Annotated in this window: 21 protein-coding genes; 7 read left to right on the top strand and 14 right to left on the bottom strand. The window is 53.9% G+C overall.

Going from position 1 to position 19866, the window contains the following annotated elements; genetic code table 11:
- Positions 1-66 precede the first annotated feature (66 nt).
- From radC to mutM, 4 genes are all read left to right on the top strand, one after another.
- A complete protein-coding gene (radC, locus tag ACQG1Y_RS00665) occupies positions 67-732 on the top strand; it encodes a RadC family protein (protein WP_006812419.1) in 666 nt (221 codons plus the stop codon).
- 217 nt (positions 733-949) lie between these two features.
- Positions 950-1186 carry a 50S ribosomal protein L28 gene (rpmB, locus tag ACQG1Y_RS00670; RefSeq protein ID WP_002436699.1) on the top strand — a complete coding sequence of 79 codons (237 nt, stop codon included), beginning with the start codon at positions 950-952 and terminating at the stop codon, positions 1184-1186.
- Between the two features lie 22 nt (positions 1187-1208).
- The gene (gene rpmG / locus ACQG1Y_RS00675) at positions 1209-1376 is read left to right on the top strand and encodes a 50S ribosomal protein L33 (RefSeq protein WP_003024094.1); all 168 of its coding nucleotides are present in this window, start codon (positions 1209-1211) and stop codon (positions 1374-1376) included.
- Positions 1377-1448: 72 nt separating this feature from the next.
- Positions 1449-2258: a bifunctional DNA-formamidopyrimidine glycosylase/DNA-(apurinic or apyrimidinic site) lyase gene (gene mutM, locus ACQG1Y_RS00680; RefSeq protein WP_003860879.1), complete on the top strand. Its 810-nt coding sequence runs from the start codon at positions 1449-1451 to the stop codon at positions 2256-2258.
- A 2-nt stretch (positions 2259-2260) separates the two neighbouring features.
- On the opposite strand, the gene coaD is transcribed toward mutM, so the two are convergent.
- The 7 genes from coaD to rfaQ form a co-directional block, all read right to left on the bottom strand.
- Positions 2261-2740 carry a pantetheine-phosphate adenylyltransferase gene (coaD, locus tag ACQG1Y_RS00685; protein WP_015570040.1) on the bottom strand — a complete coding sequence of 160 codons (480 nt, stop codon included), beginning with the start codon at positions 2738-2740 and terminating at the stop codon, positions 2261-2263.
- Positions 2741-2743: 3 nt separating this feature from the next.
- Positions 2744-3514: a glycosyltransferase family 2 protein gene (locus ACQG1Y_RS00690; protein WP_017693965.1), complete on the bottom strand. Its 771-nt coding sequence runs from the start codon at positions 3512-3514 to the stop codon at positions 2744-2746.
- Positions 3514-4788, bottom strand: a complete 1275-nt coding sequence (waaA, locus tag ACQG1Y_RS00695; protein ID WP_003860874.1) for a lipid IV(A) 3-deoxy-D-manno-octulosonic acid transferase — start codon at positions 4786-4788, stop codon at positions 3514-3516. Before waaA ends, ACQG1Y_RS00690 begins: the two co-directional genes overlap by 1 nt.
- A gap of 66 nt (positions 4789-4854) precedes the next feature.
- Positions 4855-5844, bottom strand: coding sequence for a glycosyltransferase (locus tag ACQG1Y_RS00700; protein ID WP_368740456.1), 990 nt, complete (start codon positions 5842-5844; stop codon positions 4855-4857).
- An 11-nt stretch (positions 5845-5855) separates the two neighbouring features.
- Positions 5856-6956: a glycosyltransferase gene (locus ACQG1Y_RS00705; protein ID WP_062933122.1), complete on the bottom strand. Its 1101-nt coding sequence runs from the start codon at positions 6954-6956 to the stop codon at positions 5856-5858.
- Between the two features lie 2 nt (positions 6957-6958).
- Positions 6959-8086 carry a glycosyltransferase family 4 protein gene (locus ACQG1Y_RS00710; RefSeq protein ID WP_063135313.1) on the bottom strand — a complete coding sequence of 376 codons (1128 nt, stop codon included), beginning with the start codon at positions 8084-8086 and terminating at the stop codon, positions 6959-6961.
- Positions 8083-9153 (bottom strand): putative lipopolysaccharide heptosyltransferase III, encoded by a 1071-nt coding sequence (gene rfaQ, locus ACQG1Y_RS00715; protein WP_426736552.1) that lies wholly within the window; start codon positions 9151-9153, stop codon positions 8083-8085. The genes ACQG1Y_RS00710 and rfaQ overlap by 4 nt, the downstream gene beginning before the upstream one ends.
- A gap of 150 nt (positions 9154-9303) precedes the next feature.
- On the opposite strand from rfaQ, the gene ACQG1Y_RS00720 reads away from it, so the two are divergent.
- Positions 9304-10257 carry a polysaccharide deacetylase family protein gene (locus tag ACQG1Y_RS00720; RefSeq protein WP_023302886.1) on the top strand — a complete coding sequence of 318 codons (954 nt, stop codon included), beginning with the start codon at positions 9304-9306 and terminating at the stop codon, positions 10255-10257.
- 26 nt (positions 10258-10283) lie between these two features.
- Here ACQG1Y_RS00720 and ACQG1Y_RS00725 read toward each other — a convergent pair whose 3' ends face one another.
- Genes ACQG1Y_RS00725 through rfaD form a run of 6 tightly spaced genes read right to left on the bottom strand, consistent with a single transcriptional unit; the run spans position 10284 to position 16469 of the window.
- Positions 10284-11495, bottom strand: a complete 1212-nt coding sequence (locus ACQG1Y_RS00725) for an O-antigen ligase family protein (protein ID WP_426736554.1) — start codon at positions 11493-11495, stop codon at positions 10284-10286.
- On the bottom strand, positions 11483-12382 hold the full coding sequence (locus ACQG1Y_RS00730; RefSeq protein WP_047364928.1) for a glycosyltransferase family 2 protein: 900 nt from the start codon (positions 12380-12382) through the stop codon (positions 11483-11485). Before ACQG1Y_RS00730 ends, ACQG1Y_RS00725 begins: the two co-directional genes overlap by 13 nt.
- 5 nt (positions 12383-12387) lie before the next feature.
- Positions 12388-13497 carry a glycosyltransferase family 9 protein gene (locus ACQG1Y_RS00735; protein ID WP_017693958.1) on the bottom strand — a complete coding sequence of 370 codons (1110 nt, stop codon included), beginning with the start codon at positions 13495-13497 and terminating at the stop codon, positions 12388-12390.
- Positions 13498-13500: 3 nt separating this feature from the next.
- Positions 13501-14484, bottom strand: coding sequence for a lipopolysaccharide heptosyltransferase RfaC (rfaC, locus tag ACQG1Y_RS00740; RefSeq protein ID WP_045142435.1), 984 nt, complete (start codon positions 14482-14484; stop codon positions 13501-13503).
- Positions 14485-14487: 3 nt separating this feature from the next.
- Entirely contained in the window at positions 14488-15534 is a 1047-nt protein-coding gene (rfaF, locus tag ACQG1Y_RS00745) for an ADP-heptose--LPS heptosyltransferase RfaF (protein WP_015570031.1), read from the bottom strand.
- Positions 15535-15536: 2 nt separating this feature from the next.
- Positions 15537-16469 (bottom strand): ADP-glyceromanno-heptose 6-epimerase, encoded by a 933-nt coding sequence (gene rfaD, locus ACQG1Y_RS00750; RefSeq protein ID WP_003860858.1) that lies wholly within the window; start codon positions 16467-16469, stop codon positions 15537-15539.
- Between the two features lie 213 nt (positions 16470-16682).
- On the opposite strand from rfaD, the gene kbl reads away from it, so the two are divergent.
- Together kbl and tdh are read left to right on the top strand one after the other, a co-directional pair.
- Positions 16683-17879 carry a glycine C-acetyltransferase gene (gene kbl / locus ACQG1Y_RS00755; RefSeq protein WP_219378366.1) on the top strand — a complete coding sequence of 399 codons (1197 nt, stop codon included), beginning with the start codon at positions 16683-16685 and terminating at the stop codon, positions 17877-17879.
- Between the two features lie 9 nt (positions 17880-17888).
- Positions 17889-18917: an L-threonine 3-dehydrogenase gene (gene tdh, locus ACQG1Y_RS00760; RefSeq protein WP_017383610.1), complete on the top strand. Its 1029-nt coding sequence runs from the start codon at positions 17889-17891 to the stop codon at positions 18915-18917.
- A gap of 26 nt (positions 18918-18943) precedes the next feature.
- Here tdh and ACQG1Y_RS00765 read toward each other — a convergent pair whose 3' ends face one another.
- The gene (locus ACQG1Y_RS00765; RefSeq protein WP_015570028.1) at positions 18944-19858 is read right to left on the bottom strand and encodes a hypothetical protein; all 915 of its coding nucleotides are present in this window, start codon (positions 19856-19858) and stop codon (positions 18944-18946) included.
- Between the last annotated feature and the right edge of the window lie 8 nt (positions 19859-19866).

Genomic DNA, 19866 nt, shown 5'->3' on the forward strand with positions numbered 1-19866 from the left:
GAAATGCCAGCGTCGAACCCCGAATTTGCCTGTGGCAGCATAATGGCAAACAGAAGGAGGCCGGGCATGGAAGAGACTGAACTGCTGCTACCGCGTGAAAAAATGCTGCGTCATGGCGTCACGTTGTTAAAGGACGACGAACTGCTGGCGCTCTTTTTACGCACAGGCACGCCGGGGAAAACGGTATTTACGCTGGCGAAAGAACTGATAGACCATTTCGGTTCACTGTATGGATTGCTGACCGCTGAGCTGGAGGCGTTTACGCACGTTGAGGGCATTGGCGTGGCGAAATATGCCCAGTTACGGGGCATTGCCGAGCTGGCCCGGCGATTTTACAACGTGCGTATGGAGGAAGAAGACCCGATCCTCACCCCCGACATGACCCGCGAATTTCTGCAAAGCCAGCTCTCCGATCTGGAGCGGGAGATCTTTATGGTGATCTTTCTCGATAACAAAAACCGGGTACTGAAACATACCCGCCTTTTTTCGGGAACATTGAGCCACGTTGAGGTGCATCCGCGTGAAATTGTGCGGGAAGCGATAAAAGTGAATGCGGCCGGCGTGATCCTCGCGCATAATCACCCCTCTGGCTGTGCAGAACCAAGCAGAGCTGACAAAGCAATTACCGAACGTATTATCAAATGCTGTCAATTCATGGACATTCGTGTGCTGGACCATCTGATAATTGGCCGCGGAGAGTACATTTCTTTTGCCGAACGTGGCTGGATTTAGGCCTTTTCTCGCGATCCATCGGGATCTTTGTCTGTTCGGGACTTGAGCACACCGCCGAGTCAGCGTATACTACGCCACCTTTGAGAATCTCGGGTTTGGCATTTGGGCCTGGCAATCGAGAGTTCAATAGAACTATGCGATGACCGGGCTGTAAAGCCTGACGAGGCGCCGATACCCCATACGAAGCTCGAGCTAATTTGATTTTTGGAGAATAGACATGTCCCGAGTCTGCCAAGTTACTGGCAAGCGTCCGGTGACCGGTAACAACCGTTCCCACGCACTGAACGCGACTAAACGCCGTTTCCTGCCGAACCTGCACTCTCACCGTTTCTGGGTTGAGAGCGAGAAGCGTTTTGTCACCCTGCGCGTATCTGCTAAAGGTATGCGTGTAATCGATAAGAAAGGCATCGATACAGTTCTGTCCGAACTGCGTGCCCGTGGCGAAAAGTACTAAGTACTTAAAGAGGAAATAAATCATGGCTAAAGGTATTCGCGAGAAAATCAAGCTGGTTTCTTCTGCTGGTACAGGTCACTTCTACACCACCACGAAGAACAAACGTACTAAGCCGGAAAAACTGGAACTGAAAAAATTCGATCCAGTTGTACGCCAGCACGTACTGTACAAAGAAGCTAAAATCAAATAATTTTAGTCTCCTTGTATTGAAAAACCCCGCAACTGCGGGGTTTTTTGCATTCTGCATCTCAACGGAGGAACCATGCCTGAATTACCAGAGGTAGAGACCAGCCGCCGCGGCATTGAGCCCCATCTGGTTGGCGCGACTATTCTTCATGCTGTCGTTCGCAACGGGCGTCTGCGCTGGCCGGTGTCCGATGAGATCCACGCGTTAAGCGACAAACCCGTCCTGAGCGTGCAGCGCCGCGCGAAATACCTGCTGCTGGAGCTGCCTGACGGCTGGATCATTATCCATCTGGGCATGTCGGGAAGCCTGCGCATCCTCACCGAAGAGTTGCCTGCGGAAAAGCACGACCACGTTGATCTGGTGATGAGTAACGGCAAAGTGCTGCGTTACACCGACCCGCGTCGCTTTGGCGCATGGCTGTGGACCAAAGAGCTGGAAGGACACAACGTGCTGGCGCATCTCGGACCTGAGCCGCTGTCAGAGGCGTTTAACGCGGATTATCTCAAAGAGAAGTGCGCGAAAAAGAAAACCCCGATTAAACCCTGGCTGATGGATAACAAGCTGGTGGTGGGCGTGGGAAATATCTATGCCAGCGAATCGTTGTTTGCCGCCGGGATCCATCCCGATCGGCTGGCCTCCTCGCTGTCGGCGCAGGAGTGCGAGCTGCTGGTCAGAGTAATTAAAGCGGTACTGCTGCGCTCAATTGAGCAGGGCGGGACGACGCTGAAGGATTTCCTGCAAAGCGACGGGAAGCCGGGCTATTTTGCGCAGGAGTTGCAGGTTTATGGCCGTAAGGGTGAGCCGTGCAGAGCCTGCGGGACGCCGATTATTGCCACGAAGCACGCTCAGCGCGCCACGTTTTACTGCCGTCAGTGCCAGAAGTAGGGTTACTTTAGCTTTTCCATCAACGCCTGGTGGACGTTAACCGGCAGGAAGTGGGTAACGTCCCCGTGATGGCGCGCCACCTCTTTCACCAGTGAGGAAGAGATGAAGGACCACTCTTTGGAGGGCATCAGGAATACGCTCTCCAGCTCCGGCATCAGATGGCGGTTCATGTGTGCCAGCTGCATCTCATATTCGAAGTCTGCTACCGCGCGAAGACCGCGGATCAGGATATTGGCCTGCCGGTCACGGGCAAAGTTTGCCATCAAGTCGCTGAATCCGACGACCTCAACATTCGACAGATGCGAAATCGCATCGGTGGCAAGCTGCACGCGTTCGTTCAGGTCGAACATCGGCTTTTTGCTCGGGCTGGCGGCAATGGCCAGAATCACCTTGTCGAACATACACGCCGCACGGGTGATGATATCAAGATGACCGTTAGTGATCGGATCGAAGGTACCCGGATAAATCGCTTTTGTGCTCATGGCTCACGTTTTCTCTGAGTAGCCGCGGTTCAGCGCCCACAGCTCGGTGTATTTGTTGAAAGTATACTGGGCATTCACTACGGCCAGTAACCAGCCCTGTTTGCCGTCCAGCACGCCGCCACGCAGCAGCAGCGTTTTCAGAAACGCGCCCAGCGTGTGGGTGAAGATGCCGGTCAGCGTGGCCTTCTTGCCGCGCGTATGCCGCTCCTGTGCCCAGGCGGTGGCATAGTTCAGTTGTTTACGCTGGAAGCTGGCGAAATCGCGGCAGGTCAGATGAAGCAGATCGCCCGTCAGGGGGATGACCTGAGCGCCATCGCAGGCCAGAGATTCATGGACCAGGTTGTCGTTGTACTGATAACGCTCGCGCGCATAGAGGCGCATCACGCGGTCGGGGTACCAGCCGCTGTGGCGCATAAAGCGGCCCAGGAAATAGTTACGACGCGCGATACTGTAGACCGCGCCGGGCTGTGGCGCGGCAAGCACCGTTTGAATGGCCTGTCGGAGTTCCGGGGTGACGCGCTCATCGGTATCGATCATCAACACGTAATCGCCCGTGGCGTAACCCTGCGCACGCTGGCGCTGAATACCGTAGCCCTGCCAGTCGGTGTCGGTAAAGACTTTTGCTCCGGCTGCACGGGCAACGTCCGCCGTGTTGTCCGTACTTCCGGAGTCGAGAATGACGATTTCGTCAGCCCAGGCAACAGAGGCCAGGCAATCCGGAAGCAGGTCGGCGGCGTTTTTGGCGATCATCACGACCGACAGACGCGTTGACATTAGTGGCTCCGCTGCGGCAGGTAAGGTTGCAGAAGTTGCAGCAGACGGGTCAGCGCCCCCTGGTTCTGATGCAGGACTTCAACGGCGTGACGACCGTACCACAGGCGGTAATCTTCGTCAGTCAGAAGGGTAGAGACCTCTTTGACCACCGAATCCGCGTCGGTCACGGTGATTAAGCCATCGGCTTGCTGCAATTTCGCGCAGATATCTTTGAAGTTAAACGTGTGTGGCCCCATCAGTACGGGGATGGCGTGGGCTGCTGGCTCCAGCGGGTTATGACCACCGCGCTCCACCAGGCTTCCGCCAACGAATGCAAGATCGGCGATCCCGTACAGCAGCATCAGTTCGCCCATCGTATCGCCAATCACCACCTGCGTGCTGCCAGAGGGGATTTCGCCGCTGCTGCGCAGGGTGAAGCTGAAACCGCCTTTTTGCACCATCTCGCGGGCATCTTTAAAACGCTCAGGATGGCGAGGAACCAGAATCAGCAGTAAATCAGGGAATTTTTCCAGCAGCTGGCGGTGAGCCTGAAGAATAATGGCTTCTTCGCCATCATGGGTGCTGGTGGCAATCCAGACCTGGCGACGCGGCGCCCACTGACGACGCAGTGTTACCGCACGGGCGGCGAGTTCAGGGGTGACGGAAATATCGAACTTCAGGCTACCCGTGACCGCAAGCTGGTTGCGCTTCAGGCCGAGGGCGATAAAGCGCGCGGCATCTTCTTCGTTCTGCGCGGCGATCAGCGTGATTTTGCTGAGGAGGCGACGCATAAATTTACCCAGCTTGCCGTACCCTTTCGCCGAGCGTTCCGACAGACGCGCGTTGGCGATAACCAAAGGAATTTTACGGGCATGCAGGGCGGAAATCATATTCGGCCACAGTTCGGTTTCCATGACGATCACCAGTTTAGGGCGCACGGTATTCAGGAAACGGTTCATGGCGCAGGGGAGATCGTACGGCAGGTAGACGTGATGCACGTCTTTACCGAAGGCAGACATCACGCGCTCTGAGCCGGTTGGCGTCATCGTGGTGACGGTGATGGGCAGTGACGGATAACGGTGGCGCAGGGCACGCACCAGTGGAATGGCGGCCAGCGTTTCCCCGACTGACACGGAATGCAGCAGAATACCGTCCGGCGCCACTTTATTGCGGCAGTAGCCATAACGTTCGGCCCAGCGTTTACGGTACGCAGGCGCTTTACGGCTACGAAGCAACAGTCGCAGCCACACCAGTGGCTGAATGATGTAGAGCAGGGCGGTATACAACAATTCCAAGCGATTATCCGTTTTTTTAGTTTCGGCCGGGAAATTCTAAGCATTTAAGCGTGCTAAAGCTATCTCTTATGCCAGATACCGTTTTAAACGGAAGTAGCGCCGGCCCAGGCGCCAGCGCAAACGCGGGCTTTTGGCACTTTTCCAGATGAGCTTCCAGATCCCGGTGTCGAAGAACTCTTTGATTATCATTGATTTCTTCGCCTCATCCTTCATGTTGTCGAAGGTATGAATAATTCCCAGACCCTCTTTAGCGATTTGCCAGTGACAGGCCGGGATATTTTTCACTTTATCCGGGTAGCGCTGGTTAATGGCATCAAGCATCTTCAGGATCTTCATGTAATGGCGCGCAGAGCGAATCAGCGTGTCGTCATTATCCGGGGTGTGCGATACCGAGGCGGAGTGAATGTAGTAGTCGTAAAAGCGTTCGCTGGTGTATTGAACGCGTTCCGCGGCAAGCAGCACCTCAGTCGTCCACGGGATATCCTGATGGCGCAGGCCTGGCTCGAAATGGAAGCCGTGCTGACGAATAAAATCGTGACGATAGATATTCAGCCAGGTCACATGCAGGAACTTACGTGAATCCAGCGCCTTTTTTAACCATGCCGCGCCATTCATGACGCCCGTTGAGGCGAGCTTATCTTCAGGGAAGATAGGGCGAGACGGTTTTTTGTTATTTTCCCAGACGTAGTTGCCATTGCAGGTGGCGACATCCAGATTCTGCGTGACGGCCATATCCAGCAGACGCTGGTACATGCCGGGTTTGAAGACATCATCAATATCCGGGAAAGAGAGATACTGCCCGGTCGCAACGGCCAGGCCAGTATTACGCGCGATGGACACGCCCTGATTAGGTTGTTCAATAACCTGCATCTGTGGCAGCTTTTCGCGCCATTTTTCGACAATCTGCATCGAGCGGTCAGTGGAGCCGTCATTCACGATGATGACTTCCATACTGTCGATGTGTTGATCTACAAGGCAGGTAAAGAACTGATCGAGAAAAGCTTCACCGTTATAAACGGCAACCACCACGCTTAATAAAGGCGCTGAATTTTGCATATGAAACCTGATTATTTTTGGTTGTCGACCAAAGCAATGTATTGCTGGCAAATGGCGTTGATACCGAACGATGCGATCGTTTCGCGATCAACAACCGGCGGAGAGGCATACAGTTCTGCCAGTGTTTTCGCCAGTGATTCGTCGGTTAACGCTGTCAGACCACGCGCCAGGGGGCCAGTAAGGATCTCAGCAGGGCCGCCAGGGCAGTTTGTACTCACCGGTGGGGTCTGACAGATAATGGACTCTACCAGTACATTACCAAAACCTTCGCAGTCGGAACTTAACACTAAAAGGCGTGCCCCTTTGATCCACGGGTAGGGGTTAGTTTCGAATGGGCGGAAGACGATCTTGTTTTCAATTCCCAGCTTAGCGGCAAGCTGTTTGAGCTGGTTTATTTTCGCGTCAGAACCTTTACCCATCAACACCAGCGATGCGTCGATCTTGCTCAGCGCGAACGCCCGCAGCAGCCGGTCGTGACGTTTGTGTTCATGAAAACGGCCAACGTGGATAATGTAATCCTGCCCCTGCATCTCAAAGGGCGCTTCCGCCAGACGCTGAATTTCAGGGATATCAAAGGGGTTATGGATAACCGCTTTGCGCCGCAGGGGGATCGCGAGTACCTCAGACAGATCGTGCAGCACGGCGCCGGATACCGCCACCACGTTGCGGTTTTCATAGGTATGACGAATTTTATAATGCTTAAACCAGCGAGAAAGCCCGCTGCGATGGCGCAAATAGGAAAAGGAGAACATCCCGTGTATGCAGAACCAGACCTTATCCCGATCCAGCACGCGGCTGTGCGCTACGATACGGTCGGTTTTATGCAGATGTGAGAAGACGACATCAAATTTACCGCTGCGTTCTGCCTGCTCGATGGCGCGATCCAGCAAACGGGCGCGACGCGGGATCTCGGTCAGCTTCCGCCAGGGTTTTTTACAGGTATCCTGCACAACCTGAAAATCGATACCTTCCGGAATGGCGTAGTCGCACACCTTCCGTAAGGAGAAAAGGGTGACCTGATGCCCCAGTTCTGTCAGTCCGCTGGAGAGGGTGAGAACCGTTTTTTCGGCTCCTCCACCGGGTAAACCATCAATAATCATTAGGATGCGCATTATTAATCCAGTAATTTTTGATAAAGCGAAATAAGCTGACTTGATAGTTTTTCAGGGGTTGCTTCTCTGACGCGTTCACGCGCCGCAAGCCCCATATTGTTATTTTTTTCCAGGGAAGGGATGGACATGACGGCCTCCTTCAATGTGTGGATATCAAGTGCATCACAGTAAAACCCGTTCTGGCCTTGATCAATAAATTCTGAACCACCGCAACTCTCTGACGTAATGACGGGCAATCCACAGGCCATTGCTTCAAGTATGACGTTAGGGAAAGGATCATACAGCGTCGGCAGCAGTAAACCATCAGAAAGCTGATAAAATGGCAGCGTCTCTTTTTGCATCCCCAGGAAACGGATTTGCCCCTCACAGCCTAATGAACGGGCGAGGTCGCGATAACGGCTTTCCGCTTTATCCTGACCGACCACAACCAGCCACGCCGAGGTTCCTGCTATAGCCCGAATAGCGCTTGCCAGCCCCTTGCGTTCAAACCCTGAACCCACGAAGCAGAAAATGACGGCATCAGCGGGTAAGCCAAATTGCTGACGCAGTACAGCGCGTTGCCTCTCTTCTGCCGGAACGAAGCGGCTGGAATCTATTGAATTATAAATCACATGTATCTTTTTTGCGTCAATATCAAAGCCTTCGACGATTTCGCGCTTGATCATCTCCGCATTACAGATAACGGCTTTCAACTCGGGAGCCTGGTACATTTCACGTTCTGCGTGCATCACGTAGCGGTGATAGCGATCGTGCATAAGCAGCTTCGCGCGCCAGGCGGGAAGAATACGCGTACGCTGTAGCAGCCAGCGTCGATGTACACCATCCCCGGCGCGGTAAATATCGCAGCCCGGAATACGTTCGTGGCTCTGGACAATATCAAACTGCTGTTGCTGCCACAGCGCGCGTGCGGCGTGTGCAAAGCCGCGCTCACGGCTGATGCGGCCCCACTTCCGGGGATCGCAAATATGAATATGCCAGTCGTCCTGCTTTTCGCCCTGCCACTCGCGGGTGATGACGTTGAGCTCAAGATTTTGATTGCTCAGCGCGGTAAGTGCCCTGGAGACAAAACGTTCTGCTCCCCCATCCGGACGATATTTTTGGCGCACAATGGCCAGACGATGAAGCTTCATTGCAGGTATCTCCTTGCGGCGGAGACGACAGCATCAACGGGGATGGCGTCGAGATAACGTTCCGTCGTTTTTGTATCAATGGCGTCAGGGTTGGGAAGCGGGCCGTAGTTACCTGCCCAGATGACCTCTCCGTTAACCTGCCATGGCGACCAGAACGTCAATTTTGACGGGCCAAACAGCGCCACGCAGGGCGTCTGAAGGGCGGCGGCCATGTGCATGGGTACGGAGTCAACGCCAATGAACAGGATCGCGTGATCGATTAGCGAGGCCAGCTGGCGCAGGGTTAACTGCCCTGCCAGCGATACAACACCCGTCTGCGGGGAGGCGGCAAGAATGCGGTCAATCATCGCCAGCTCTTTCTTATCCGGTCCCGCCGTGAGGACGATAGTGTGGCCGTCCTGTTGCAACGCGGCGATAGTTTGCGCCATTTTGCCTTCATCCCAGCACTTAAAGAACCAGCGTGAAGTGGGTTGAATAACGATGTAGCGGTCTCCCACGCCCTTTTGCGACAGCTTTTGGTGAGTATGGCGCCAGTCATCCGCGCTGTAAGCCATGGTCACGGTAGGGTTGGCCATTACCGGCAGCGCTGACAGTATGGAGAGATTTTGTTCAACGGTGTGCAGCGACTGATGGCTGGCGACCGAGACCAGTTCACTGTGACAAAAACGCCAGAAGGCACTATTGCGCTTGTTAAAAGCGAACCCGAGCCGAACCGGTGCACCGGTGAAGCGGGTAACAATCGCGCTGCGCCACTGATCGGCAAGATTGATCACCAGATGATAATGCTGAGCACGTAAAGCACGAAGCAACTGCCACTCTTTTTGCAGGTGCTTCAGCGTCCCCAGCTGCTTCCATTTACGATCGATACCATAGATCGTCCTGATTGCCGGATGCGCGGCGAGCATGTCTCGCGTCTCTTCATAGAGAAGCACGTCGATTTGGGCGTCAGGCCATTTCTGGCGTAATGAATTGATGACGGGGGTGGTGAGTAACATGTCACCATGATGGCGAAGTTTGATCAGTAAAATGCGCAAATCAGGCGTGTCAGGTAAGTTATTCATCATCATCTTATCGGCGTTGTACTATTGGCAATTCTAATAGACCTGGTAACGACTTGCACTCTTTCTCCATAATGTCAGGAATTTCCCTGGAAGGGTTTACTCCTGCTTTCGGGCGTGCGTAACATAGCGCTAACTATTTTGTCTTGCGGGCTCATTATGAAAAAACCAGCGTTTATCATCACGATCGATACCGAAGGGGATAATCTCTGGCAGAACCACCGGGTGATCAAAACGGAAAACGCGCGCTACCTGGCGCGGTTTCAGGCGCTTTGTGAACGCTTCGGCTTTAAGCCCGTCTGGCTGACCAACTACGAGATGGCAGTCGAACCGGTATTCATTGAGTTCGCGAAAGAGGTCATAGCCCGCGGCCAGGGTGAGGTGGGAATGCATCTCCATGCCTGGAATAGCCCTCCGGAGCACGATCTGACCGGGGATGACTGGCGCTGGCAGCCTTATCTGATTGAGTTTTCAGACGAGGTCATGCGTGAGAAAGTGCTCTTCATGACCCGCTTACTGGAAGAGACTTTCCAGACAAAAATGCTCAGCCATCGCGCCGGGCGCTGGGCATTCGACAGCCGTTACGCCCAGTTGCTGATTGAGCTGGGGTATCAGGTAGATTGTTCCGTTACGCCGCGCGTGAACTGGCGCAACGCGAAAGGTGCCCCGCAGGGTAATGGCGGAACGAATTACCAGCATTTTCCCGATCGTGCCTACTTTTTGGACGTAGACGACATTTCCCGGCCGGGAAACAGCCCTCTCCTCGAAGTGCCGATGAGCATCCAGTATAAACACCCGGCATGGCTGAATTCCCTGAAGCAGGGTTATGATCGTCTGCGCGGTAAATACCGTTCTCCGTCAGTTAACTGGTTACGTCCGTCCGGAGGAAATGCGGCGGAGATGATTAAGGTTGCGCAGCAGTGCCTGGCTCAGGGGAATGACTACGTGGAATTCATGCTGCATTCGTCGGAATTTATGCCTGGCGGGAGCCCTACTTTTAAAGACGAGGCCGCGATTGAGGGGCTGTATCAGGATCTGGAGCAGCTCTTTACCTGGTTATCAGATAAGACCGTGGGGATGACGCTGGCGGAGTTTTACCAGTACAAAAAATAGTTATGCCCGCCAGGCGGGCATATTTGTTATTGCTGTTTTGTTTGTGAGAAAGGTGTACTTAGCGCAAACAAAATCATAAAGAAGATTAAGGCTTCTGAACTGAGCAGTATGACATCTGTCAGTCCATATAAGAGCAAAAGAAGCATCGACGTCAGCAGCAGCGCGTTTCTGTTTCGTAGGGCATACACAATCATCGAAACGAAGAAAAAGAGCATTACCGCCACGCCGGGGATCCCCTGCAAAGAGTATTTCTCAATAAATTCATTATGCAGGTGGACTTTGATGTATTCGAGTGCACTGCCAAGGTGAGGATGGCCGTCTTTTATATACTGCCGTGTCCACGTTTCACGGTCTTCAAGTGATTGCCCCAACGGATGTGCAAGACCATTCGCGATCCCGACAGCCCACATCGAAAAACGTGCGCCAAGTGACGTGCGGTCATAGCCTTTCTGATAATTCTCAAATTCAATTTGGGTTTGCGTTATTTTCGGGGAAATTAACGGCTTGTAGCTCACGATGACAATCCCGGCCACAATACATAAAAAGATGAGAGTGGATTTGAGATGAATCTTTCTGAAATGATACAGCGTGAGCACAACCGCCAGAAGCAGATATAAACCCATCGCAGCGCGGGTCCCCGTCAACAGTATGACGAAGTAAGAGATTAATATAGTGAAGCCCGCAACAACATACAGCTTCACGTTCTGTTGAAGGTAAAGACAGTATACGAAAGCCAGTGACAGGACAGAATAAACATAGGCTGAAACGGTGGCACGGTTAATTGCCATCTCAACGCGAGTCATACCTTGCGAGGCCTGCCACAAGCCATACCCTGTGGCGAGCACAAACCCCAGGGCCGTTGCGAAGAAGAAGAATTTCCTGAAGGTATCCTTATCGATATAAAACTTAAAGCGGTCGATATAGAAAATCAGGACGCTCGCTAAAATTAACTTTTTGCTGGCATCGAGGTAGTCGCTGTAAAGGTTGAGGCCCTCGTTATGATACTCATAGAGTAAGTACCAGCCGAGGTTAAGTAACCCAATCAGCAGAATGGGCAGTGCTATAGTAAAAGGTCGCAGAGTGATTTTTTTATATTCGAAAGCCAGACCAATAATACTGACGTAAATAGCGATATAGAAAAATTCTCTTTGCTTCCCAGAACTGACTAAAGCCAGTATCAAGGAGATGAGGCTTAAAGCGATCGTCAGTTGATATAGCCGTGGTTTTATTTTTTCCATAACGCCTCAATAACCCTTTTTTTGTAGCTAAAACGAACATCGGTGGACAGGAAAAAAGACAATGTATACATGGTCTTTACGCGTTGTTTCACGAGCTGCAATTGTTGGTCTGTCAGACAGGACCGATGGTTGCTGTAAATATCAAACCAGTGGCAATTGACGAGATGTTTGTAGCGTGACGGAAATGTTCTTTCCATCTGTAACGTGCATTCGACAAGCGTTGAAATTTTGCTGGCGTCCAGACTGCTCGACAAACTGTCGCGACGCTTGATGTAATAATAATGCCCCTGGCGTTGATAGGCTATTTTGCTCGATTGCATCAACATTCCCGGGAAGACAGCGAAATCCTCATAACATAACATCGGAGGTATGGGATTTTTCTCGTAAAGACTACGATGAATAAACTGGCCAATGAGATGTGCCTGAAAGTCTTTATGACGTAAGAAACGAGCAATTGCTTCATGTTGTGACAATGGCACAGGATTAAATCCCTGCCAGTCTGAAGTCATTCTCCGGGGATCGCGAATCTCAAGCAAACGTGTCAGTAACATATCCGGACGTTGCGCTTTCAGGTAGGCCATTGCGTCCCTGAGGCTGCCAGGCTTTAAGCAATCGTCACTGTCGAGCATCGTAATATACTCACCCGATGCCAGTGCGACAGCGCTGTTTCTTACCCGGCCAACGTTACGAAAGTTCACGGTGCGCGTTATGATCTGAGGAAATTTCGGCGACCACTCTTCAATTATTGCCTGCGTGGCATCCTCAGAACTGTCATTGAAAATAATGACTTCAGTATCCTGATCGGTTGCTGACAGCAGGCTTGAAAGCGTGGCGTGCAGCGTAGCTTCAGCGTTATGCGCAGCAATAATGACGCTTAAAAAAGCCATAAAAATTAGTTTCCTTGAGCGTCGGTAGCGCTAGCCAGTGAGCGGGCTTTTGGTAATGTACGGATAAACTGCTGAAGATCGTGTAACGCGGAGTCAGTGACAGAGAATAGCGCTTCCCGCTCTTGCGGGAAGTAATAGCGCGTTTCAAACACATAAGAACAAATGTTATCGTCATTCCCGATCAGCATCACATTGCCAAGCGGACGCTGTTCATAGTGACAACACGGTCCAAACAGCAGGACCACCGGCACGCCGACGGCGTCTGCGATGTAGACATTCCCCGAGTCAGACGCGATATAGCAGTCCATCTTAGAAATGGCCCAGGGAAGCTCTTCCAGCGAAATTTTGCCAATAAGATTGATAAAATTGGGGATGTCACCGTAAAGACGGGTGATATCGTCCATCCACGACTGTTCGTTTGGCGCGCCGAAGACATAAAACTCGCAGGGTAAATCAGCGAGTTGATCAACAATCCGCTTCCAGATAACCGGAGGGACGGTTTTGGCTTTATTGCCCGCCGCAATACTGATGCCGATGCGGATAACGCCAGGTTTATCAAGAATGGCCGGCCAGGTCGTCGGCTTGAAGAGTGGCTTTGTGGCGTGCTTGGGAGAGTCTTGCCACGTGAGCGAGCGGTCGGCCAGTTTCAGGTAGTTCGTCACCGAAAGCGTTTTTTTGCCATGCTCAACGGTGCCGTCGGCTGCGAGATAGAAAATCCCGTGATACCACCTGCGCGTGTAAATGCTTAAAAATTGTTTGTTTTTGGCATTGCAGACGGCGGCAAAAAAGAGGTTCACGCTATTGGGCTGTAGCAGGTAGACGTTGTCGTAGCGGTTCATGATCCTGCACGCGAAGCACAGTTTACGCCACAGGTTGCGCTTATGCTGCTCAATAAAATAGATCTGCTCAATAGTCTCATCATGCTTCGCCAGCGCGCCAACGCTGCGACTGATCAACACATCGCTTTTTTGCAGATATGCCAGAAGAGGCGTCGCATTAATAAAGTCACCGATTTTGGCTGTCTGAATGACAAGGTTCTTGCCCGTGTCCTTTCGAAACAGCTTCCGGATGAGTTTCACCGGAAAGAGTAAAATCAGCAGAAATACATAACTCATGGGTTAAATATCCCTGTTGGAAAGCCGATGGCTGCCCTGTAAAAATGAAAAAATAGCATCTGCGCTAATATCCTTCGTTTGTTGCGTAGGGCTAACCATCTGATGCTGGTTTTTACCGTAACCCCCGATCAACCCCGGATCGGTCGGGCCGAAAATCGTGATATTAGGACGATCCAGTGCGGCGGTTAAATGGCTTAACCCTGTATCCACAGAAACGACGGCGTTAGCGCCCGCCAGCTGTGCGGCAACCTGCGCCAGCGTGAGTTTGGGTAACACCTCGACGTGGGAAAAACCTGCTGCCAGACGTTCCGCTCGCTGCCGCTCATGTTCAGCGCCCCACGGGAGTTTAATATGGATACCGCTAGGTTGCATTAGTTCAATCAGCCTTCTCCAGTGCGTTTCCGGCCAGTGCTTATCGTCGCGCGTTGTGGCATGCAGGAAAACCAGATAGGGCGCGATATCCTTGTCCGTTTCGCGCAGAAAATGCTGTGCGATGGCGTAGTCACCCTGGAGGTCGGGTTTTGCATAGCCGAGACTCTTAGCGAACAGCTCGCGGGTACGTTCCACGGCGTGCTGCTGCTTCGCAATATGGTGGCGACGATTATAGAACAGGCTCGCCAGCGGTTCGCGGGCGGTTTGCCAGTCCATGCCGTGCTTTACGCCGTGCGCCAGACGCGTGACCAGCGCGGCGCTTTTCACCAGCCCCTGGGCGTCGACGATCGCGTCGTAACGCCGGGCCTGCACCGCTTCGCGGAAGGCTTTGCGTTCGGCTTTAATCTGTGCGGAGAACCATGCTTTGCGCCAGCGGCGAATGGCCACCGGGATCACGCGATCAACCGCTTCATGCCAGGTGGGGATCTGCGCGAAGCCTTCTTCCACCACCCAGTCAAAACGGATGCCGGGAATGGCCCGCATGGCGTCCGTCAGCGACGGCAGCGTATGCAGAACATCACCCATTGAGGAGGTTTTAACGATCAATACCCGCATCCGTTATCCTTCTTCGCTCAACAGCAGTGCGTTGAGTTCTTCGAGAACACGCTGCGGGGTAATGTCGATCAGGCTCTGATGGTAACCTTCTGCGGCATCGCCTTTGCGCACCTTGTGGTAGCCGGTGATCAAACGGATCACGCGCGCCTTATGCGACAGTGGCGGCGTAAAGTCCGGGCTGCTTGGGCCATACAGCGCGACCAGCGGGCGGTCCAGCGCGGCGGCGACGTGCATCAGGCCAGAGTCGTTACTGACCACGGCCTTACAGGCGGCAATCAGGATAACCGCCTGCTCGAGCTGCGTTTCCCCGGCCAGGTTGCGGCACCATGCCTGTTGCTCGGTGCTCAGCGTGGCGAGAATTTCATTGCCCGCCTCATGATCTTTCGCCGAGCCAAACAGCACAATCTGATAGCCTTCATCGATAAGCTGTTTCGCCAGCTCTGCATAGTGATAGTGCGGCCAGCGTTTTGCCGGACCGAATTCTGCGCCAGGGCAGAACCCAATCATCGGGCGTTCGGACGAAATGCCAAATGCGTTGCAGGTGTGGGATTTCTCCCCATCGCTTACCTGGAGCTGCGGCCACAGCAGCGGCTGCGGCAGATCTTTCGCGCTGCGCATCACGCCTTTGTCGTAGGCCAGCGCCACGTAGCGCTCCACCATCAGCGGCCAGGCCTCTTTATCCAGCACCCGGGCGTCGTTCAGCAGGCCGTAGCGCATTTCACCGCGCCAGCCGGTACGGTGCGGGATGCCCGCAAAGAAGGGCACAAGGGCGGATTTGAAGGAGTTAGGCAGCACGTACGCGCGGTCATAGCGTTTCTCGCGCAGGCTGTGGCCGAGTTTGCGGCGTTCACCGATTTCCAGCGCCCCGTGTCCGAGCGGCATCGGGATCGCCTCGTTCACTTCCGGCATACGCGATAACAGCGGACGGCACCATGCGGGTGCCATCACGTCGATTATCGCCTGGGGATAACGCGCCTTGAGCGTGCGATAGAGACTTTGCGACATCATCATGTCGCCCACCCATGACGGGCCGATCACCAGAATTTTCATGCTTATGCGTCGCGGTTCAGCCAGGCCATATATTCCGTTACGCCTTCGGCAACGGTCTTGAACGGCTTGTCGTAGCCTGCGGCGCGCAGGTTAGTCAGGTCCGCCTGGGTGAATGCCTGGTAGCGGCCTTTCAGCTTATCCGGGAACGGAATGTACTCGATGCTGCCTTTCTTATGGTACGCCAGCGTCGCGTCTGCCACCGCCTGGAAGGATTCCGCGCGGCCAGTGCCCAGGTTGAAAATGCCGGACACGCCATTTTCCAGGAACCACAGGTTTACTGCCGCCACATCGCCCACGTAGACGAAGTCACGCTTGAAGCCGTCGCTGCCTTCGAACAGTTTCGGGCTTTCGCCGTTATTTAATTGGGTGTTCAGGTGGAACGCCACGCTCGCCATGCTGCCTTTGTGGCCTTCGCGGGGCCCGTAGACGTTGAAGTAGCGGAAGCCGACAATCTGCGAGTTCGCTTCTGGCAGGATCTGACGTACGTACTCATCAAACAGGAACTTGGAGTAACCGTAAACGTTCAGCGGCTGCTCATATTCGCGGGATTCGATGAAATCTGAAGTGCGCCCACCGTAAGTTGCCGCGGAAGAGGCGTACAGGAACGGAATTTCACGCTCCAGGCAGTAGTGCAGGAGCTCTTTGGAGTACTGATAGTTGTTATCCATCATGTACTTGCCGTCCCACTCGGTGGTGGAGGAGCAAGCACCTTCGTGGAAGATGGCTTCGATCTCGCCGAACTCTTCACCCGCCATAATCTGGATAAGGAAGTCTTCTTTATCCATGTAGTCAGCGATGTTCAGATCCACCAGGTTCACGAACTTGGTGCCGTCTTTCAGGTTGTCCACCACCAGAATGTCGGTGATGCCTTTGTCATTGAGGGCCTTAACAATATTGCTGCCGATAAAGCCCGCGCCGCCAGTAACGATGATCATAACTGTAACCTTTGAAGTATGAGTCGGGGAATATCCCGAACGCTAATCTCTTTATCATATCATCACAACGCTCAGGCTTCAGCCATTCACCGATATGCAGCAGGGGTACGCGTGATTTATGCTGCAAAAACGAGAAGAGATACTGCGTCATCTCGTCATGAACTATTGGTTTGGGTAATATGTGCCAAAATTTGCCGAGTCTGGAGAATTGCAATGCGTGGTGATTTTTACAAACAGTTAAACAGCGACCTCGACACCGCACGTGCGGAAGGGTTGTTCAAAGAAGAGCGTATTATCACGTCTGCCCAGCAGGCGGACATCACCGTTGCCGACGGCAGCCATGTGATCAACTTTTGCGCGAACAACTACTTAGGTCTTGCGAATCACCCTGAGCTAATTGCCGCGGCGAAAAACGGCATGGATACCCACGGTTTCGGTATGGCCTCCGTTCGCTTTATCTGCGGTACGCAGGACAGCCACAAGCAGCTTGAGCAAAAGCTGGCGAACTTCCTCGGAATGGAAGACGCGATTCTGTACTCCTCCTGCTTCGACGCCAACGGCGGTCTGTTTGAGACCCTGCTCGGCTCAGAAGACGCGATTATCTCCGACGCCCTGAACCACGCCTCCATCATCGACGGCGTACGCCTGTGCAAAGCGAAGCGTTTCCGCTACGCCAACAACGACATGGTGGAGCTGGAAGCGCGCCTGAAAGAGGCCCGTGAAGCGGGGGCTCGCCACGTCCTGATCGCCACCGACGGCGTGTTCTCCATGGACGGTGTGATCGCCAACCTGAAGGGCGTGTGCGATCTGGCGGATAAATACGACGCGCTGGTGATGGTGGATGACTCTCACGCGGTCGGTTTTGTCGGCGAAAACGGTCGTGGCTCCCACGAATACTGCGACGTAATGGGCCGCGTGGATATCATCACCGGTACGCTGGGCAAAGCGCTCGGCGGCGCGTCTGGCGGCTACACCGCCGCGCGTAAAGAGGTGGTCGAGTGGCTGCGCCAGCGCTCCCGCCCGTATCTGTTCTCCAACTCCCTGGCGCCGGCGATTGTGGCTGCCTCCATTAAAGTGCTGGAGATGGTGGAATCCGGGGCTGAGCTGCGCGACCGCCTGTGGGCTAACGCCCGCCTGTTCCGTGAAAAAATGAGTGCCGCAGGATTCACCCTGGCCGGTGCCGATCACGCGATCATTCCGGTGATGCTGGGCGACGCGGTTGTCGCGCAGAAATTTGCTCGTGAGCTTCAGAAAGAAGGGATTTACGTGACCGGGTTCTTCTTCCCGGTGGTACCAAAAGGGCAGGCGCGTATCCGCACCCAGATGTCTGCGGCGCACTCGCCTGAACAAATTGAACGTGCGGTGGAAGCCTTTACCCGCATCGGCAAACAGCTGGGCGTCATTGCCTGAGGACGTATGATGAAAGCGTTATCCAAACTGAAAGCGGAAGAAGGGATTTGGATGACCGACGTGCCGGAGCCGGAAGTCGGTCATAACGATCTGCTGATCAAAATTCGTAAAACCGCCATCTGCGGTACTGACGTTCACATCTACAACTGGGACCAGTGGTCACAGAAAACCATTCCGGTACCGATGGTTGTCGGTCACGAATATGTCGGCGAAGTGGTGGGTATCGGCCAGGAAGTAAAAGGCTTCAACATTGGCGATCGCGTCTCCGGTGAAGGCCACATTACCTGCGGTCACTGCCGTAACTGTCGCGGTGGGCGTACCCACCTGTGCCGCAACACCGTCGGCGTGGGCGTGAACCGTCCGGGCTGCTTCGCGGAATACCTGGTGATCCCGGCGTTTAACGCGTTCAAAATCCCGGACAATATCTCTGACGATCTGGCCTCCATCTTCGACCCGTTCGGCAACGCGGTACACACGGCGCTCTCCTTCGACCTGGTGGGTGAAGACGTGCTGGTTTCCGGCGCGGGCCCCATCGGCATTATGGCGGCAGCCGTGGCGAAGCATGTGGGTGCGCGCAACGTGGTGATCACCGACGTGAACGAATACCGCCTGTCGCTGGCGCGCAAAATGGGCGTCACCCGCGCGGTGGATGTCTCGAAAGAGAGCCTGACCGATGTGATGGAAGAGCTGGGCATGACCGAAGGCTTTGACGTGGGTCTGGAGATGTCCGGCGCGCCACCGGCGTTCCGCACCATGCTCGACACCATGAACCACGGTGGCCGTATCGCGATGCTGGGTATTCCGCCGTCAGATATGTCCATTGACTGGAACAAAGTCATCTTCAAGGGGCTGTTCATTAAGGGCATCTATGGCCGTGAGATGTTCGAAACCTGGTACAAGATGGCCGCGCTGATCCAGTCCGGTCTGGATCTGTCCCCGATTATCACTCACCGTTTCTCCATCGATGAGTTCCAGCAGGGCTTTGACGCAATGCGGTCCGGCCAGTCAGGGAAAGTGATCCTGAGCTGGGATAAGTAATTAAAAAGGGGCCAGCGGCCCCTTTTTTACTGATTCTTTTTCTCTTCGTCCGTCAGGTAACGCACCTTGCGGGTGTAATCCTGGCCTTTGAACAGCAGTTTGTTATCCGGCGATTCCAGATACTTCTGCCATTCGGAAAGCGGGAAACCACCGTGCGCGCCAATCACCTCTTTCGGCACAACGGCTTCCTGACCGCCGATCTTCTTGGAGACCGGCCAGTTCATCCAGTCACCGAGGTTAACCGTTTTTACATCCAGCATGTCCAGCAGCGCAGCGAGCGGCAGCTGATCGGTCGGCGGCTGCGTATCGTCCATCAGCTCCCAGGTATCCTGGAACAGCGTCAGCCACAGCGGGCAGATACGGCGCCAGGTCTTTTTGGTGGCGGCAAGAAACGCGCCGTTAACGTGATCGACCAGATACGGACGCACCGTTTCTTTGTAATATGCCGGCACTTTCTCCGCTGGCGCGCCGTCCAGCTTGGCAATCATTTTGCCCTGACGGAAGCTGGAGTAGATGTGCATATCCGCCATGTTGATCTCTGGCATTTTAAGCAGGTTGAGATCGGAGTCGATCATCAGCACACCTTCACCGCGCGCCTGCAACGGAGCGTTAAGCTTTACCAGACGACTGAGGTAGATCTGCTTATAGCGGTAACCTTCTTCACGTTTTGGAAGCGTGAGGGTAACAACGCGGGTTTTTGGCGGCAGCTCGCCGAAAGCGGATTCAGGCTGATCGCTGACGATAACAATCTCGCTGACGTCGGTGGCATAACGCTCTGCAAAGGTCGCTGACAATAACGCCTCTTCGACGAAATCCGCGCCCGTACACGGGATCACAATGGAATCCACCGCAACGAGATCGCGCGTGACCGGAAGGGAAGCGTAAGGAATGTTATGACGCCCGGTAATGTGGCGGTAGCGAGCATTCAGGAATTTAAACATGTTCTTCT

Source organism: Enterobacter cloacae complex sp. 397G4 (assembly GCF_050031515.1).
Classification (GTDB): Bacteria; Pseudomonadota; Gammaproteobacteria; order Enterobacterales; family Enterobacteriaceae; genus Enterobacter; species Enterobacter hormaechei_C.

Coding starts and splice junctions, on each gene's coding strand:
- ACQG1Y_RS00705 (WP_062933122.1), bottom strand. CDS start 6,956: ATGCGCATCCTAATGATTATTGATGGTTTACCCGGTGGAGGAGCCGAA.
- rfaQ (WP_426736552.1), bottom strand. CDS start 9,153: ATGATGATGAATAACTTACCTGACACGCCTGATTTGCGCATTTTACTG.
- radC (WP_006812419.1), top strand. CDS start 67: ATGGAAGAGACTGAACTGCTGCTACCGCGTGAAAAAATGCTGCGTCAT.
- rpmB (WP_002436699.1), top strand. CDS start 950: ATGTCCCGAGTCTGCCAAGTTACTGGCAAGCGTCCGGTGACCGGTAAC.
- rfaC (WP_045142435.1), bottom strand. CDS start 14,484: ATGCGGGTATTGATCGTTAAAACCTCCTCAATGGGTGATGTTCTGCAT.
- ACQG1Y_RS00730 (WP_047364928.1), bottom strand. CDS start 12,382: ATGGCTTTTTTAAGCGTCATTATTGCTGCGCATAACGCTGAAGCTACG.
- ACQG1Y_RS00710 (WP_063135313.1), bottom strand. CDS start 8,086: ATGAAGCTTCATCGTCTGGCCATTGTGCGCCAAAAATATCGTCCGGAT.
- ACQG1Y_RS00720 (WP_023302886.1), top strand. CDS start 9,304: ATGAAAAAACCAGCGTTTATCATCACGATCGATACCGAAGGGGATAAT.
- rpmG (WP_003024094.1), top strand. CDS start 1,209: ATGGCTAAAGGTATTCGCGAGAAAATCAAGCTGGTTTCTTCTGCTGGT.
- ACQG1Y_RS00725 (WP_426736554.1), bottom strand. CDS start 11,495: ATGGAAAAAATAAAACCACGGCTATATCAACTGACGATCGCTTTAAGC.
- ACQG1Y_RS00765 (WP_015570028.1), bottom strand. CDS start 19,858: ATGTTTAAATTCCTGAATGCTCGCTACCGCCACATTACCGGGCGTCAT.
- ACQG1Y_RS00690 (WP_017693965.1), bottom strand. CDS start 3,514: ATGTCAACGCGTCTGTCGGTCGTGATGATCGCCAAAAACGCCGCCGAC.
- rfaD (WP_003860858.1), bottom strand. CDS start 16,469: ATGATCATCGTTACTGGCGGCGCGGGCTTTATCGGCAGCAATATTGTT.
- ACQG1Y_RS00735 (WP_017693958.1), bottom strand. CDS start 13,497: ATGAGTTATGTATTTCTGCTGATTTTACTCTTTCCGGTGAAACTCATC.
- kbl (WP_219378366.1), top strand. CDS start 16,683: ATGCGTGGTGATTTTTACAAACAGTTAAACAGCGACCTCGACACCGCA.
- tdh (WP_017383610.1), top strand. CDS start 17,889: ATGAAAGCGTTATCCAAACTGAAAGCGGAAGAAGGGATTTGGATGACC.
- mutM (WP_003860879.1), top strand. CDS start 1,449: ATGCCTGAATTACCAGAGGTAGAGACCAGCCGCCGCGGCATTGAGCCC.
- ACQG1Y_RS00700 (WP_368740456.1), bottom strand. CDS start 5,844: ATGCAAAATTCAGCGCCTTTATTAAGCGTGGTGGTTGCCGTTTATAAC.
- coaD (WP_015570040.1), bottom strand. CDS start 2,740: ATGAGCACAAAAGCGATTTATCCGGGTACCTTCGATCCGATCACTAAC.
- rfaF (WP_015570031.1), bottom strand. CDS start 15,534: ATGAAAATTCTGGTGATCGGCCCGTCATGGGTGGGCGACATGATGATG.